Here is a 15,604-nt window from a genome sequence, read left to right on the forward strand (position 1 = left end):
CCTCATGGCAATCATGCGCCGCTAGCCTATCGGAACGGGCGCGTGATTTCCTTGCGGCGAAGGAACATTCTCGACCGAACCGTGTTGTCCAGAAACGCATATGGCCGGGGAGGAAGCTGTCATGGCTGGCGAGACTGGAAAGACAATTCAGACCGACATTCCCGCCCGGATGGACCGGCTGCCATGGTCGCGTTTTCACCTGACCATCCTCATCGCGCTCGGCGTCACCTGGATCCTCGACGGGCTGGAAGTCACCCTGAAAGGTGCCGTGTCCAGCGTGCTCCAGGAACCCGAGAGCCTGGGCTTCTCGAGCACGCAGATCGGCATGATCGCGTCGTTCTACATAACCGGCGCGGTGATCGGCGCCCTGCTCTTCGGCTATCTCACCGACCGCTTCGGGCGGCGGATGTTCTTCTTCATCACGCTGGCCGTCTACCTCGTGGGGGCACTGGCCACGGCGTTCTCGTGGAACCTGTGGAGCTTCGTGGCCTTCCGCTTCATCACCGGGCTCGGCATCGGCGGCGAATATGCCGCGATCAATTCGACCATCGACGAGATGATGCCGGCCCGGGTCCGCGGTCAGGTGGCGCTCGGCGTGAACGGGTCCTACTGGATCGGCGCCGCCCTGGGGGCGCTGTCGACCATCGTGCTGCTCAATCCCGATTTCTTCCCGGTCGATCTGGGGTGGCGTCTCGGCTTCGGCATCGGCGCGGTTCTGGGTGGCATCATCCTCTTCATGCGCCGCCATCTGCCCGAAAGCCCGCGCTGGCTCGCCACGCATGACCGGATGGACGAGGCCGAGAAGATCACCGCCGAGATCGAGGAGCGCACGAAAGAGCAATCCGGCGAGGCCCTCGCGGAGGTTCCGGACGAAGAGAAGATCGAGATCCGGCCGCAGAAATACTTCTCCCTCCTGCAGATCATGAAGGCGATGTTCTCGACGCATCGGAAACGGGCTCTGCTCGGGCTGGTCCTGATGGGCTCGCAGGCCTTCCTCTACAACGCGATCTTCTTCACCTACGCGCTGGTCCTGTCGAACTTCTTCGATGTTCCTTCGAAAAACACGGGGCTGTATCTGGTGCCGTTCGCGGTGGGCAACTTTCTGGGCGTGATCGTCCTGGGACGCCTGTTCGACACGATCGGACGCCGGACGATGATCTCCCTGACCTACGGTTTGTCCGCGATCATCCTGATGGTCACCGGCTTTCTCTTCGCCCAGGGCGTTCTCTCCGCAGTGACGCTGACCGCGCTCTGGTCGGTGATCTTCTTCTTCGCCTCGGCCGCGGCGAGTTCCGCCTATCTGACCGTGAGCGAGGTCTTCCCGCTCGAGACGCGCGCGCTCGCCATCGCCATCTTCTATTCGATCGGCACGGCGGCCGGCGGCATCGTCTCGCCCTGGATCTTCGGAATGCTGATCGACACGGGCTCCGCCTGGAACGTGTTCTACGGCTACCTCTTCGCCGGGGCGCTGATGTTGGTCGCGGCGATCACCGAGGCTGTCATCGGGATCGATGCGGAACAGAAATCCCTCGAGGAGGTTGCCGACCCGATTTCCGCCGAAAGCGCAGGCTAACGGGGCCCTGTCGAGGACGCCCCGGGAAGGATCGCGGGCGCAAGAACGTCCCGGCAGATCCGGTCGCTCGGCGGGCCAGCACTTGGAGAACCCGAGCTGCGTTAGGCGCACCCGGCCTGCGGGCAGACTGAGATTATCGCGGCGGCGCCGCACGCCTTTCGCGCGCGGAACCGCTTTCCCCTTCCACGCACCCCCCGGAACGGTCCATCCGGTCGCGCTCAAGCGTGCGCGCCTCGGCTGAATCCAAGCGGGCCAGCGCCGCGTCCACGCTTTCGGTTTCGCGCAAGGCGCGCGCCCAGATCCGCGCAACCGAAACCGCCGACCAGGGGAGCGCCGCGCGCGCCACCCAGGCACGCGCGGCAGACGGCAGCCGATCATAGGCGGCCATCGGATCGGAGCGGGCGCGTTTGCGCAACCCGGTCGCGAGGTTGTGCCTCACGCCGCGCGGCCCCAGCGGGGAAAAGGATCGTCGAGATCGCGCCAGAGATCCGGGACGAAGCGGGTTTCCGGCACGAGGCAGCGGGTCAGCATCGTCTCGATCCGGGCGCGGTTCATCTCTCCGAGCATGCCGATGAAAACCATCTCCTGGCGCCGGTCGCCGAACTCCCGGGCGACGCGATCGGCCATGCGTTCGCGGGCCTCCTCGGGCCAATGCGCTTGCGGGACCGCCGCCCACCAGAAGCCGAGCCCGCGCACCTCGAGCATGGGCCCGGCGACAGAAAACTCACCCGCCCAGTCGGGTCGCGTGGCGAGCCAGAAATGCCCCTTCGCCCGGATCACGCCGGGCAGCGGCGTCTCGAAGAACTCCGCGAGCTTTGCCGGATCGAAGGGACGCTCCGCGCGAAACACGAAAGACGTGATGCCGTATTCGGCGTCTTCGGGGGTATGGTCGGCGAAGCCGTAGAGTTCCTGCATCCAGGTCGGGTGGCGGTGTGCGGCCTCGAAGGAGAAACGGCCGGTGCCCAGGATGTCCTCCGCCGCGACCTGTCCGTAATCCGTTTCGATGACCCTCGCATCGGCATTGAGCGCGCGGATGATGGCGCGGGCGTTCGCGCGGTCCTCTTCGCTCGCCGCGCCGATCTTGTTCAGCACGATCACGTCGGCGAACTCGATCTGCTCGGTCAGCAGCTGCACCAGCGAGCGGTCATCTTCGGGGCCCAGTTCGACCCCGCGGTCGGCAAGGAAATCCTGAGCACTGAAATCCCGAGTGAGGTTCGCGGCGTCGACCACGGTCACCATCGTGTCGAGCCGCGCGATATCGTCGAGCGAAGCGCCGCGCTCGTCCCGGAACTCGAAGCTCGCCGCGACCGGAAGCGGTTCGGCGACCCCGGTGGATTCGATCAGCAGGTAGTCGAAGCGCCCCTCTTGGGCGAGACGGCGCACCTCGATCAGGAGGTCCTCGCGCAGGGTGCAGCAGATGCAGCCATTGGTCATTTCGACGAGCTTCTCCTCGCCCCGCTGGAGGCTGCCGCCGTTGCGAATCAGCTCGGCGTCGATATTCACCTCCGACATGTCGTTGACGATCACGGCCACAGGCAGGCCGGACCGGTTGGCGAGGACGTGATTGAGAAGCGTGGTTTTTCCGGCCCCGAGGAAACCGGAGAGCACGGTGACGGGAAGACGATCGGTCATGGCAACTCCTGTTACTTTATAACTGGCGTTACAAAGTAACAATTACCGATCGCAAGTCCCCAAGTCCCTGTGCCTTCGAACCTCGATCTGGCGAAGGGCTTACCGCTCAGGCGGGCAATTGGTGTTCTGCTCTCCCTACGCGGATGATCTGCCGCGAAGGCGCGCCGCGGCGGGCGGCGCGCCTTTCCCCTCATTCCTGAGGCCCCCTCACTCCTGCGGCAGGGCGTAGACGGCGACCTGATCCCCGACGGCGGGCTTGAGGATGGAGTTGCCGCCCGAGACGAAGGCCACGTATTCCCGGCCCTTGTATTCGTAGATCGCAGGGTTCGCGACGACCGGCGCCTGCAGCTGCGACGACCACAGTTCCTTGCCGGTCTGGATGTCATAGGCGCGGGCCTTGGCGTCCATCGTCGCGCCGATGAAGATCAGCCCCGATTTGGTCACTGCCGGGCCGCCGATCGTGGGCGAGCCCATGCTCTCGGGCATGAAGAACCCGTATTTCTGGGAGCTTCCCAAGGGCTTGCGCCACTTCACGTCGCCCGTATGCATGTCGATCGCGACCAGTTCGCCGAAGGGCGGCTTCCAGCAGGGCATACCGGCCCAGTTGAGCGCATTGCCGAGGCTCATCCCGTAGGGCGCGCCCTTCTGCGGGTAGAAGCCGTTCTCGTTGCCCGACCCGCCCGCGTTCTTGTCGTAGTCCTGCCGGTCCCAGAGCTTGATATATTGCACGATATGCGACGTATTCACGACCGCGATCTGCGCATCGGGATCGAAGGCCACCCCGCCCCATTGCACGCCGCCCGCGCTGTCGGGATAGGCGAGCGTGCCCTCGCCCTTGGTGGTGGGCGGCGTATACATCCCGTCATAGGTCAGGTTCTCGAACAGCTTCGAACAGGCCCCGCCCGAAACCAGATCGGCGATGCCCCAGACCTCGGGTTTCTTCGACTGGTCGAGCAGCGGCGCGGGCTTCGTCGGGAAGGGCTGGGTCGGTGCATAGACCTCCCCCTTGACCGAGCCGTCGCCCTGGGGAACGGGACGCTCCTCGATCGGCCAGACGTCTTTCCCGGTCTCGCGGTTCACCACGAAGAGGAACCCCATCTTCGTGCCCTGCATCAGCGCCGGGATCTGCTTTCCGTCCACGGTGATATCCATCAGCGTCGGCGCCGAGTTGATATCGTAATCCCAGATGTCGTGATGCACCCATTGCCGCGACCAGACGACCTTGCCGGTATCGAGATCGAGCGCGGTGGTCGAGGTGGCGTAGGGAATTTCCTCGGTCCGGTTGCCGCCCCAGTAATTCGGCGAGGGCGAGGCCACCGGCAGATAGACCATGTTCAGCCCCAGATCGACCGACATCGCGGTCCAGACATTGGCGGTGCCGGTCTTGCGGCGGATGCTCTCCGGCAGCGTCTCGAACGCCCATTGCAGCTTGCCCGTTTGCGGATCGACCGAGAAGACCGCACCGGGAGGGGCCTCGGCCCATTCCCAGTCCTGCCCGGCCCAGCCGAGGATCAGGTGGTTGCCCGCGACGGTGGGCGGTTGCAGCACCGAGAGCGGGAAGCGGTCATTGACCGTGTTCCACTGGTTCACGTCGAGCACGCCATCCTTGCCGAAATCCGGGCAGGGCTTGCCGCTATCGGCATCGACCGCGAAGAGCCGCGCATCCATGGTGCCGATGTAGACGATCTTCTGACAGAGCTTGCCCGCGACCGGGTTCTTCGCCTGCCAATAGGCGACGCCGCGGTTCTTGAGCGCAGGCTGAGTCAGCGCCTTGAGCGTCGATTTCGTATCGAAGGCCCATTTCTGCTTGCCGGTCGCCGGATCGAGCGCGAGGATCCGGTAGAACGGCGTCCCGATATAGAGCGTGTCATTGGCGAAGATCGGCGTCGCCGACCACACGGTTGCTGGCTTGTCGCCCGACCCGTCCGAGACATCGCCGGTATGGATCTGCCAGACCTTCTGCAGCTTGCCGACATTTTCGGGGGTGATCTGGGTCAGCGGCGAATATTTCTGCGCGCTGAGCTGGCCGTGAAAACTGTCCCAGACCGGTTGATCGGGGACCAGCGGCGTGCCGTCGCGTTGGCGCGGGCCGGATGCGTAGATCGGGTCGGCCACGCCGGGAACCGTGTCCTGCGCGCCTTGCTGCGGGGCTGCGGGACTTTGCGCATCGAGGTTGGGATTGTCGGTCTGGCCCGCTCCGGCTCCGTTCGCTTGCGGCACGGCCGAGGCGGCACCATCGGTGCCGGCTGGCTGCGTGGTATTCGAAGACGTCTGCCCGCTCGTGTCCTGAGCCTGTCCTGCGGTGCCCAGAAGAACCAGCGCGAGCGCGAGTGAGATAGTTGTGCGGATCATGCGTAGGCTCCATGCGCGTTGGCGGGCCGGCTTGACGCGACGTCGTAGATCAGACCGATCAGCACGACGCCCATCGCCGCGATCAGCCACCATTCGTGAAGGAAATACCCAGCCGCCACGGTGCCCAGAAGCCCGAGGCCCACGAGCACGCGCAAGGTGATGCGCAGCCGCCCGGGCCGCGTCATCTGGATCGCGAGCCCCGCGAGCGCGATCAGCACGCTCGAGGCGATCACCAGCCCCGCGCCGAACGTGCCCGTCACGCCGGTCAGCGGCGTCAGGAAATTCCAGATTGCCACGCCAGCACCCGCCAGTCCGCCGAGGACGATCAGGATGGTGCGCGGCCTTGTCGCTGCATTCGGATCAGTCAACGATCTACCCTCCCTGTGACCGTATCTGTGGCCCAACGCGGGCCTTGCAGGACGGGTCCATGAAAACGTGATGGATCGCGAGCTCGTGTTCGAGGAACGTTTCGACGCCGGGATCGTTCCTCGAGGTTTTCGTCTCGCAAGCACCGTCGGCACGCGGCACCGCCGGAGCCTCGGCCGGATGGCGCACAGGGTCGTTCGGAGCCTGCCGAGCAATCTTTGGGTCTCCATAGGGCCTTCGGACTTTGCTCGCAAAAACCTGCGCGGCTTCTTCGACCGGCCCCACGCCACCGGGTGCCCCGAAGTGCCCCCCCGGGAGAACGCCGCCTAGAGATAGACCGCCAGCCCACGCCCCCCGGCGAGGAGGGCCGAGAGGGCCATCACCGCGATGGCGAGCTTGCGGTATTGCGCGCTGTCGAGCCGCGTGAAGGCCGCCGACCCCGCCCATGTCCCGAGCGCGAGCGCGGGGATCGCTATCAGTGTCAGCGAAAGCGTCTGCGCATTCACCGCGCCTGCCAGGATCAGGCCGGGCGTGGCGAGCAGCGAGGCGACGAAGAAGAACAGCAAGAGCGAGGCCCGCGTCTGAACCGCGCTCGTCCCTGCGCCGAGGTAATAGGCCACGGCGGGCGGACCGGGCATCGCCGCGAGCCCCGAAAAAGCCCCCGAAGCGACACCCGCGATCAGCGCGAGCCTTCCATTGGGGTGCGGATGGGCGGGCTTGTAGCGCATCAGGAGCGCAAGCCCCGCCAGTACCGCCAGCGCGATCAGGATCCGCGCCGCATCGGGAGAGACCGCGGTGAGCGCGAAGATCCCCAGCGGCGTGCCCGCGATCGCCCCGAGCGACAGCCTCGCGAGCGACGGGCGGTGCACATGCCCGTGCAGCGTGAAGAGATCGCGGCACCCCACCGCGACCTGCAGCAGAACCGCGAGCGTCACCGCCTCGACAGGCGGCAGCATCAACGAAATGATCGGCACGGCGGCGAGCGCGAAGCCAAACCCGGCGATCCCGCGCAGGAAGGCGGAGCCGAACACCGCAGCGATGACAAGAAAAGTAGTGGTGCTCAGCATCTCTCTAGCCCTCCGCCTGCGCGATCCGCGCCGCGCATCCCGCGGCACAGAAGGCGACAAGCCCCTCGATCGAGGCCGTCGCTCCCTCTTGCGCGGCCAGCGCCGCGATCCGCCATTCCGAGGTCAGAAAGGCCAGAAGTGCCGCGACCGAATAGACGAACGCCTCCGCGACAACAGCGCGGCCCACGCCCGGATGAAGCGTACAGATCTCGTCGAGGAAATGCTGCGCGGTCGGGTCGAAGAGATCGGTCGAGACATCCGCCCAATCGTGATCGGCCGAAACCGTCGCCACGAGGCGCGCATAGGCCAGCCATTGCGGATCGCTGCCCGCGGCCTTCTCGAGATAGGGGCGGAAGAAACAGCCCAGGATCGCCGTGAGGTCGAGCGCCCCCTGCGCCTTCGCGCGCTCGAGCGCCTCGAGACGCAGCCGTGTCAGCTCCTCCGCGCGCCGCTCCACCACTTCGCGAAACAACGCCTCCTTGCCGCCGCCGTGATGGTTCACCAGCCCCAGCGGAACCTCGGCCAGCGCGGCGATTTCGCGCACCTTCGCTCCCTCGAATCCATCCCGCGCGAACACCCTTTCGGCGGCATCGAGAATCCGTGATCGACTCTCGAGAGAGCGCTTCGATGGCGCCCTAACCCGTTGTTTCTCTGTCGTCTTTTTCGTCATCACACGGGGGCTTGCTTATTTTGAACATTGGTTCAATTTAAGAGGGTCTGGGAGGAGACGCAACATGAGAGATACGAGGGGCAAGTTCGCCCTGATCGGCGCGGGCCCGATGGGTCTGGCCGCGGCCAAGGTGCTGGGCGAACAGGGAGTGGACTATCAGGGGTTCGAACTGCACAGCGAGGTGGGCGGGCTCTGGGACATCGAGGGCGCGTGCTCGACCATGTACGAGACGGCGCATCTGATATCCTCGAAACGGATGACGGAATTCGCCGATTTCCCGATGCGCGAGGAGGTGGCCGAATATCCCAGCCACCGCGAGATGGCACAATATTTCCGCGATTTCGCCGATCACTTCGACATCCGCCGCCATTACCGGTTCGGCGCGGAGGTGACGAAGGTTGAACCGCTCGGCGGCGATGGCGAGGGCTGGCGGTTGAGCTGGCGCGATGCCGAAGGCGAGCATTCGGAAATCTATGCCGGCGTGCTGATCGCCAACGGCACGCTCTCCGAGCCGAACATGCCGGAATTTCCCGACCATTTCGACGGCGAGATGATCCATTCCTCGGCCTATCGCGACCCCGCGCAGTTCCACGGCAAGCGCGTGCTCGTCGTCGGCGCGGGAAATTCGGGCTGCGACATCGCGGTGGACGCGATCCATCACGGGCAAAGCTGCGATCTCTCGATGCGGCGCGGCTATTACTTCGTGCCGAAATATGTCTTCGGCAAACCCGCCGACACGCTGGGCGGGGCGATCAAGCTGCCGATGTGGCTCAAGCGCAGGATCGACGGAGCACTGCTGAAATGGTTCGTGGGCGATCCGCAGAAATACGGCTTCCCGAAACCCGATTACAAACTCTACGAGAGCCATCCGATCGTGAACTCGCTCGTGCTGTTTCACGCGGGCCATGGCGATCTGAAGGTGCGCCCCGATATCGAGCGGCTCGACGGCAAGACGGTTCATTTCAAGGACGGATCGCAGGCCGATTACGACATGATCCTCGCCGCGACCGGCTACAAGCTGCACTACCCGTTCATCGCGCCTGAGCTGCTGAACTGGCAAGGCGATGCGCCGCATCTCTATCTCAACGCGATGCACCCCCGGCGCGACGACCTCTTCGTGCTCGGCATGCTGGAGGCGAGCGGGCTCGGCTGGCAGGGCCGTCACGAACAGGCCGAGATGGTGGCGCGCTACATTCGCGGGCTGCGCGATGGCACCGAGGCCGCGAAGAGTCTGAAGGCGAAGAAATCCGAAGGGTTCGAGCGCGCGACCGGCGGCATGGCCTATCTCAAGCTCGCGCGGATGGCCTATTACGTGGACAAGGCGACCTATCGCAAGGCGGTCACCGGCTGGATCAAGGCGCTCGGCGGGAAGGCCGCGGCATGACCGGGCTCGACGCGGTTCGGCTGAATTTCAGCCCCGGCGCCCTGCATCTGCTCAACGCGATCCTCGGCATCGTCATGTTCTCGGTCGCGATCGACCTGAGCCCCCGCGATTTCCGCCCGCTGGTGCGCAGGCCCTGGGCGCTGATCGTGGGGTTCGCCTCGCAATTCCTGGTACTGCCGGCGCTGACCTTCGCGCTGGTGCTGGCGCTGCAGCCCAGCCCGTCGATTGCGCTCGGGCTGATCCTCGTCGCGGCCTGTCCGGGCGGAAATGTCTCGAACTTCTTCACCCATCGGGCGGGCGGGAACACGGCGCTGTCGGTCTCGCTGACCGCCTTCGCCACGGTGGCGGCGATCGTGCTGACGCCGCTCAATATCGCCTTCTGGGGCAGCCTTTACGCGCCGACCCGTGCGCTGCTGCACGCGACCCATATCGACCCGGTGAGCGTGGCGATCACCGTCGGCGTGATGCTTCTGCTGCCGCTCATCGCGGGGATCACGCTGAACCATTACCGCTATGACCTCACCACGCGCATTCGCGACCCATTGAAATGGGTGTCGATGGCGATCTTCGTGGGGTTCGTGGCCCTCTCGCTGAGTGCCAACTGGCAGTATTTCGTGCAATTCGTCGGGCTGATCGCGGGGATGGTGGCGCTCCATAACGCGTTGGCCTTCGCGGGCGGGTACGGGGCGGCGACGCTGGCGCGTCTCTCGCCTTACGACCGGCGCGCGATCACCATCGAAACGGGCATCCAGAACTCGGGCCTCGGGCTGGTGCTGATCTTCGCCTTCTTCGGCGGACTGGGCGGCATGGCGATCGTCGCCGCCTTCTGGGGGATCTGGCACATCATCGCCGGTTTCACGATCTCGAGTGTCATGAGCCGAAAGGAGGCCGCACGATGACCCGGATCCTGATCACCGGTGCCAGCGGCATGATCGGCCGAGTGCTGACCGCCGAGCTTGCCGCGAGCGGCCACGAGATCATCGCGACCGATCTGGCCGCCCCCAAAGACCTGCCCGCGGGTGTGCGTTTCGTCGCGATGGATGTGACGACCGATGCGCCTGCCCAAGTGATCGCACAGGAGCGGCCCGAGGTGATCGTGCATCTCGCCTCCATCGTCACCCCCGGCCCCGGCATGGGCCGCGATCTGGCCTACCGGGTCGATGTCGAGGGCACGCGCAAGGTGCTCGATGCGGCTCTGGCAAACGGCGTGCGGCGGCTTGTCGTGACCTCGTCGGGCGCGGCCTATGGCTATCACGCCGACAATCCCGTGCCTTTGCGCGAAACCGATCCCCTGCGCGGCAATCCCGAATTTGCCTATGCCGATCACAAGCGGCAGGTCGAGGAGATGCTGGCCGAGGCGCGCGCCACCCACCCTGCTCTCGAACAGGTCGTGCTGCGGGTCGGCACGGTTCTGGGCGCGGGCACCGACAACCAGATCACGGCGCTGTTTCGCAAGCCGCGCCTGCTCGCGATCCGGGGCAGCGAGAGCCCCTTCGTCTTCATCTGGACCCGCGATCTGGCCCGCATCCTGAGGCGGGCCGCGACCGATGGCCCGCCGGGTATCTTCAACGTCGCGGGCGATGGGGCACTGGGCGTGAGCGAGCTGGCGCGACGTCTGGACAAACCCGTGCGCCGCCTGCCCGCGCTCGGGATCAAGGCGGCCCTGGCGATCGCCCATCCGCTGGGCCTCAGCCGTTACGGGCCCGAACAGGTGCGCTTCCTGCAATACCGCCCCGTGCTGGCCAATGACGCGCTGAAGGAGGTGTTCGGCTACACGCCCGAGCTGACCAGCGCCGAGGTCTTCGATCTCTGGGCCCGCGAGGCAGGGCTATGAGCGCGCGGGTCGCAGTGATCTCGGGCGGTGCCGGGGGGCTGGGACAGGCGCTCTCGACCGAACTGCGCTCGGAAGGCTGGCATCTCATACTTCTCGACAGGGATATCACCGCGCTCTCGGCCAAGCCGGATCAAGAGGCCATCGCCTGCGACCTGACCGATCGGGTCCAGCTCGCCAGCGCCTGCGCCGACATCCTCGCACGCCATCCCCGGATCGATCTCGTCATCTACAATGCAGGCGTCACCCAGATCGGGCCTTTCTCTGACCTGACCGAGGCTGCGCATCGCAAGGTGTTCGAGATCAACTACTTCGCGGCGACCGCGATGGCGCGGCACTTCCTGCAACCGCTCCGGCAAAGCCACGGCACGCATCTGGCGATTTCCTCGGTCGCGGGGTTCTCGCCGCTCTATCACCGCACCGCCTATGCGGCGTCGAAACATGCGCTGGAAGGGTTCTTCAAATCGCTGCGCTCCGAGGAAGCCCCGCATGGCGTGCGCGTCCAGATCGCCGCGCCGTCCTTCGTGGCTACCAATATCGGCCGGACTCAGCGGCAGGCGGATGGCATCGCCCGCCCCGGCGCCGCGGCAGACGGGGTGGATTATCTGACCCCGGAGGCCGCGGCGCGGATCATCGTGACCGGCCTGAAACGGGGCCACCCGATGATACCTGTCGGGCGTGTCGCGCGGCTGGCCTGGTGGATCAACCGCGCCTCGCCGCGCCTCTTCCAGCGCCTGATGGAACGCAACATCGCGGATCGGGACCGCAACCGGGTTGCTGATCGGGAAGGCGAAGGGACCTTATGACCGCAAAGGGACTTTCCTGGGCCTGGCCTTCACTCGCGCGGCGTTGAGTAACCGAAAATCGAGCGGAAGGGCTGCCCATTCGCGGCGTCGCTCCCGCATGAGAAAAGCAGCCGGACCGGGATCCGACTGCTTTCGTTCTTGACCTGACGGGGCAGGAAGCTCCGTCAGGAAAACCGGCGGTTTGCCTTCAAAGGGGATGACTGCAAGGAGCGCCGATCGCGTCGGGGCGGGAAGCCATTGTTGCGCTGCAGGGCATCGAGGCGAGCCTCGACGATAGGATCACAGCGCGGGCAGAAAAAGGCGATCAAAAGGGCCAAAAATCGTGGCATTTACTTGGGGGGTCCTCGTAAAAAGCTATATCCTAGGTTCACCAATTATTGATTTTCCGTGAAATTGAGGCGCTGAGGCGGCAAACAGAGGGAATATCGAGGGCCGAGAAAGGGTATTTCTGTGTGGGAACAGCGGATGGCTCCACAATCACGAATCCCAAGGGCTGATTGTCCCCAACTGCTCTACAGCCCTGCGCGTGCTGTCCTCGCCGAGTGCCAAATCCGGCTTCCTTCGCCAGCGCCCCCGGTAAAGCCACGGCGATCCCGGGCCTGACGAAGCAGGGCGCGGGTCACTGGTAGCGCAAAGCCTCGATCGGATCGAGACGCGCCGCGGCCCGGGCCGGGAAATAGCCGAAGACCATGCCGACAAGGGCCGAGAAACCGAAGGCGAGCGCGATCACTCCCAGGCTCGGAGAGAACGGGATCGCCATGATCTGGGCGCCGACATAGGCCAGCGCCAGACCGCACAGAATGCCGATCACCCCGCCGAGAACCGACAGCACGACCGCCTCGACGAGGAACTGCATGAGAACCTGCCGTGCCTGCGCGCCCACCGCGAGGCGGATCCCGATCTCGCGCGTGCGCTCGGTCACCGAGACCAGCATGATGTTCATGATCCCGATCCCGCCGACGAGCAGGCTCACCGCCGCGACCGAGGAGAGCAGCCCGGTCAGCACCGCGTTCACCGAATTGAGCATCGAGGCCAGTTCCCGCATGTCGAAGACGGAGAAATCGTCCTCCTCGCCGATCGCGATCCTGCGGCGATCCCGCATCAGCCCTTCGATGTCGGAGGTCGCCCGGCTGACCGAGACGTTCCGCGCGACCTGAACCGAGATCGACGCGACATCCTGATCGCCCAGAAGACGGCGCTGCACGGTGCGGATCGGCATGAGGATCAGATCGTCCTGATCCTGCCCGAAAGACCCCGCGCCCTTGGCGCTCAGAAGGCCGATCACCTCGCAGGAGATCGACTTCACGCGGATCTTCTCTCCGATCGGGTCGGTGGCTCCGAAAAGCGCGGTCCGCACGGTTTCGCCGATGATGCACAGATTGGCGCCGCTGCGATCCTCCGCCCTCGTGAAACCGCGCCCGCGCGCGATCTCCCAGCCGCCCACCGCGAGATAATCGGAGGTGGTCCCGATGATCGAGGTCGTGCGGTTGGCATTGCCGTAGACCGCCGTTTGCGCAGTCGAAACCGTGGGGGCCACCGCAGACAGGCTGCCCAGATCCTGAAGCGCCTGATAGTCGGAAAGCTTGAGCGCCGGCGCGGTGTCGCGCGCGCCCGGCCCCATTCCGCTCGTGCCGGAGCGCAGCACGAGAACATTCGCGCCGAGCGCCGAGACATCGGCCGAGACCTGCTCGGACGAGCCCTGCCCGATCGTCAGCATCGCGATCACCGCGGCGACACCGATCACGACGCCCAGCACCGTCAGGAAGGAGCGCAATACGTTGCGCCTGATCGCGGTGAGCGCGAGACGGACGGTTTCCCACAGCATCAGGCCGGCTCCCTCCGCGCGGCGGTATCGCGCACCACGCGGCCATCGGTGAAGACGACCAGGCGCGAGGCGAAGGCGGCCATGTCCTCCTCATGGGTGACCATGATGATCGTCAGCCCCGCCTCGCGGTTGAGCCGCTGGATGAGCTCCATGATCTCGAGGCTGCGTTTCGTGTCGAGATTGCCCGTCGGCTCATCGGCAAGCACCACCATCGGATCGCCCGCCAGAGCGCGGGCGATCGCGACGCGCTGCTGCTGGCCGCCCGAGAGCTGCGAGGGGGTGTGATGTTCGCGCCCTTCGAGACCGACCCGCGCCAGCACCTCGCGCGCCCTCGCGATCCGTTCGGCCTTGCCCTGCCCCTTGTAGATCAGCGGCAGTTCGACATTCTCCAGCGCCGTGGTGCGCGCCAGAAGATTGTACCCCTGAAAGACGAAGCCGAGATAGTGGCGGCGCAAAAGTGCGCGCTGGTCTTGATCGAGCGTGCCGACCTCGACCCCGTTGAAGAGGTAATGTCCCGCACTCGGCCGGTCGAGACAGCCGATGATGTTCATCGCCGTCGACTTGCCCGAGCCCGAGGCCCCCATGATCGCCACGAATTCCCCTTGCTCGACCCGCAGATCCACGCCGTCCAAGGCGCGCACGAGCGCCTCTCCCGAGCCGTAGGTACGGGTGATGCCGCGCAGCTCGATCAGCGGCGCGCTCATCTTGCCGCCTCGCTCTGATCGGTGATCACCTGATCGCCTTCGGAGAGATCTCCGCCGGTGATGATGGTGAACCTGCCATTCGAGGCGCTCGGCGTGACGGCGACCTCGACCGGGACGTCATCGCGCAGGACCCAGACCGATTTTCCGGTCGCGCTACCGCTCGCGCTGTCCGAGCCCGAGCGTCTGGGGATGATCAACCCGATGAGCCCGCCCCCTGTATTGCCGCCGGTCTCTTCCACCTCTTGCGGGGGCGCATAGCGGAGCGCCGCATTGGGCACCTGCAGCGCGTCCTTCGCCTCTTCGACCGTGATCGTCGCGGTCGCCGTCATCCCCGGGCGCAGGAGCAGACCGGAATTGTCGACCGCGAGCACCCCCTTGTAGGTGACCACGTCCTCCGTCGTCTCGGGCGCGTAGCGAAGCTGGGTGATGGTCGCGGGGAAGGTTCGTCCGGGATAGGCGTCGACGGTGAAGACCGCCGCATCGCCGACCGCGACCTGCCCGATATCCGCCTCGTCTATATCGACGAGCAGCTGCATCTTGCGCAGATCCTCGGCCAGCGTGAACAGCGTCGGCGCCGAGAGCGAGGCCGCGACGATCTGCCCGGCGGACACGTCGCGATCGAGCACCACGCCCTTGATCGGCGAGCGGATCACAGATTTGTCGAGGTCATCCTTCTGAAGCGCGAGATTGGCCTGAGCCAGCGTGAGCGATGCCTGCGCCGCCTCGACCGCCGCCTCGGCGCGTTCCTTCTTCGCGACATAGGTCACGAAATCGCTGTGCTTCACGACGCCCCGCCGTTCGAGCTCGGCCTGTGCGATGTAGAGCTCGCTCGCCTCGCGCAAGGTCGCCTCCGCCTGCGCAACCTGCGCCTTCGCATTGGCGAGCGCGGCTTCGGCATTGGCGACCTGCGCCTTGAATTTCGTGTCGTCGAGCCGGGCGAGCACCTGCCCGACCTCGACCTCGTCATTGTAATCGACCTCGATACTGGCAAGCGTGCCCGAAAGCTCCGAGGACACCTCGACCTCGGTCGTGGGCTGCACGGTGCCGGTGGCCGTGACGGTCACCGTCAGATCGCCCCGTGTCGCGGCCTGCGTGACATAAGTCGTGCGCTGCGCTTCCTGCGTGCGTCCGATCCAGAGCCACGCACCGACACCCGCCAGAAGCAGGAGCACCGCGAGCCCCCAGATCCACCCTTTCCGGCCCCGCTTCGCCGTCGCGAGCATCTCTTCGATATCTTCCCGGGTCTTCTCCGCCATCTCGCATCCGCTCTTTTCGCGCCCGTTCCCGACGCATGGTCATGGATGATACGTCCCAAGAGGTCGCATCCGTCGCGGTGGCGCGCCTTGCGTTAGGACAAAGCGGCCCCAAAAAGCCGGGTTTCACGCTCGAATTTG

The 15,604-nt window shown here is 65.6% G+C and carries 14 protein-coding genes; 5 read left to right on the forward strand and 9 right to left on the reverse strand.

Annotation, left to right across the window (positions count from 1 at the left end):
• Positions 1–121 precede the first annotated feature (121 nt).
• Positions 122–1,573, forward strand: a complete 1,452-nt coding sequence (locus DW2_RS04020) for an MFS transporter (protein ID WP_038143959.1) — start codon at positions 122–124, stop codon at positions 1,571–1,573.
• A gap of 133 nt (positions 1,574–1,706) precedes the next feature.
• On the opposite strand, the gene DW2_RS19970 is transcribed toward DW2_RS04020, so the two are convergent.
• The 6 genes from DW2_RS19970 to DW2_RS04055 form a co-directional block, all read right to left on the reverse strand.
• On the reverse strand, positions 1,707–2,012 hold the full coding sequence (locus DW2_RS19970; RefSeq protein WP_051855322.1) for a DUF6525 family protein: 306 nt from the start codon (positions 2,010–2,012) through the stop codon (positions 1,707–1,709).
• A complete protein-coding gene (locus tag DW2_RS04030; RefSeq protein ID WP_038143960.1) occupies positions 2,009–3,205 on the reverse strand; it encodes a GTP-binding protein in 1,197 nt (398 codons plus the stop codon). The genes DW2_RS19970 and DW2_RS04030 overlap by 4 nt, the downstream gene beginning before the upstream one ends.
• 207 nt (positions 3,206–3,412) lie before the next feature.
• On the reverse strand, positions 3,413–5,557 hold the full coding sequence (locus DW2_RS04035) for a pyrroloquinoline quinone-dependent dehydrogenase (protein WP_038143961.1): 2,145 nt from the start codon (positions 5,555–5,557) through the stop codon (positions 3,413–3,415).
• Positions 5,554–5,925 (reverse strand): hypothetical protein, encoded by a 372-nt coding sequence (locus DW2_RS04040; protein WP_051855325.1) that lies wholly within the window; start codon positions 5,923–5,925, stop codon positions 5,554–5,556. Before DW2_RS04040 ends, DW2_RS04035 begins: the two co-directional genes overlap by 4 nt.
• Before the next feature lie 324 nt (positions 5,926–6,249).
• Positions 6,250–6,990: a sulfite exporter TauE/SafE family protein gene (locus DW2_RS04050; protein WP_051855328.1), complete on the reverse strand. Its 741-nt coding sequence runs from the start codon at positions 6,988–6,990 to the stop codon at positions 6,250–6,252.
• A 4-nt stretch (positions 6,991–6,994) separates the two neighbouring features.
• Positions 6,995–7,660: a TetR/AcrR family transcriptional regulator gene (locus tag DW2_RS04055; protein WP_202900084.1), complete on the reverse strand. Its 666-nt coding sequence runs from the start codon at positions 7,658–7,660 to the stop codon at positions 6,995–6,997.
• Between the two features lie 64 nt (positions 7,661–7,724).
• Between DW2_RS04055 and DW2_RS04060 the strand changes: the two genes are divergently transcribed.
• Genes DW2_RS04060 through DW2_RS04075 form a run of 4 tightly spaced genes read left to right on the forward strand, consistent with a single transcriptional unit; the run spans position 7,725 to position 11,681 of the window.
• A complete protein-coding gene (locus tag DW2_RS04060) occupies positions 7,725–9,044 on the forward strand; it encodes a flavin-containing monooxygenase (protein WP_038143964.1) in 1,320 nt (439 codons plus the stop codon).
• Positions 9,041–9,943, forward strand: a complete 903-nt coding sequence (locus tag DW2_RS04065; RefSeq protein WP_038143965.1) for a bile acid:sodium symporter family protein — start codon at positions 9,041–9,043, stop codon at positions 9,941–9,943. The genes DW2_RS04060 and DW2_RS04065 overlap by 4 nt, the downstream gene beginning before the upstream one ends.
• Positions 9,940–10,878 (forward strand): SDR family oxidoreductase, encoded by a 939-nt coding sequence (locus tag DW2_RS04070; RefSeq protein WP_038143966.1) that lies wholly within the window; start codon positions 9,940–9,942, stop codon positions 10,876–10,878. The genes DW2_RS04065 and DW2_RS04070 overlap by 4 nt, the downstream gene beginning before the upstream one ends.
• Positions 10,875–11,681 carry an SDR family NAD(P)-dependent oxidoreductase gene (locus tag DW2_RS04075; protein ID WP_051855331.1) on the forward strand — a complete coding sequence of 269 codons (807 nt, stop codon included), beginning with the start codon at positions 10,875–10,877 and terminating at the stop codon, positions 11,679–11,681. The genes DW2_RS04070 and DW2_RS04075 overlap by 4 nt, the downstream gene beginning before the upstream one ends.
• Before the next feature lie 619 nt (positions 11,682–12,300).
• Here the strand turns inward: DW2_RS04075 and DW2_RS04080 are convergent.
• Genes DW2_RS04080 through DW2_RS04090 form a run of 3 tightly spaced genes read right to left on the reverse strand, consistent with a single transcriptional unit; the run spans position 12,301 to position 15,466 of the window.
• Entirely contained in the window at positions 12,301–13,506 is a 1,206-nt protein-coding gene (locus DW2_RS04080; protein WP_038143967.1) for an ABC transporter permease, read from the reverse strand.
• Positions 13,506–14,210, reverse strand: a complete 705-nt coding sequence (locus tag DW2_RS04085) for an ABC transporter ATP-binding protein (RefSeq protein WP_038143968.1) — start codon at positions 14,208–14,210, stop codon at positions 13,506–13,508. The genes DW2_RS04080 and DW2_RS04085 overlap by 1 nt, the downstream gene beginning before the upstream one ends.
• A complete protein-coding gene (locus DW2_RS04090; protein WP_038143969.1) occupies positions 14,207–15,466 on the reverse strand; it encodes an efflux RND transporter periplasmic adaptor subunit in 1,260 nt (419 codons plus the stop codon). Before DW2_RS04090 ends, DW2_RS04085 begins: the two co-directional genes overlap by 4 nt.
• Between the last annotated feature and the right edge of the window lie 138 nt (positions 15,467–15,604).

Source organism: Thioclava atlantica (genome assembly GCF_000737065.1).
GTDB classification, from domain to species: Bacteria; Pseudomonadota; Alphaproteobacteria; order Rhodobacterales; family Rhodobacteraceae; genus Thioclava; species Thioclava atlantica.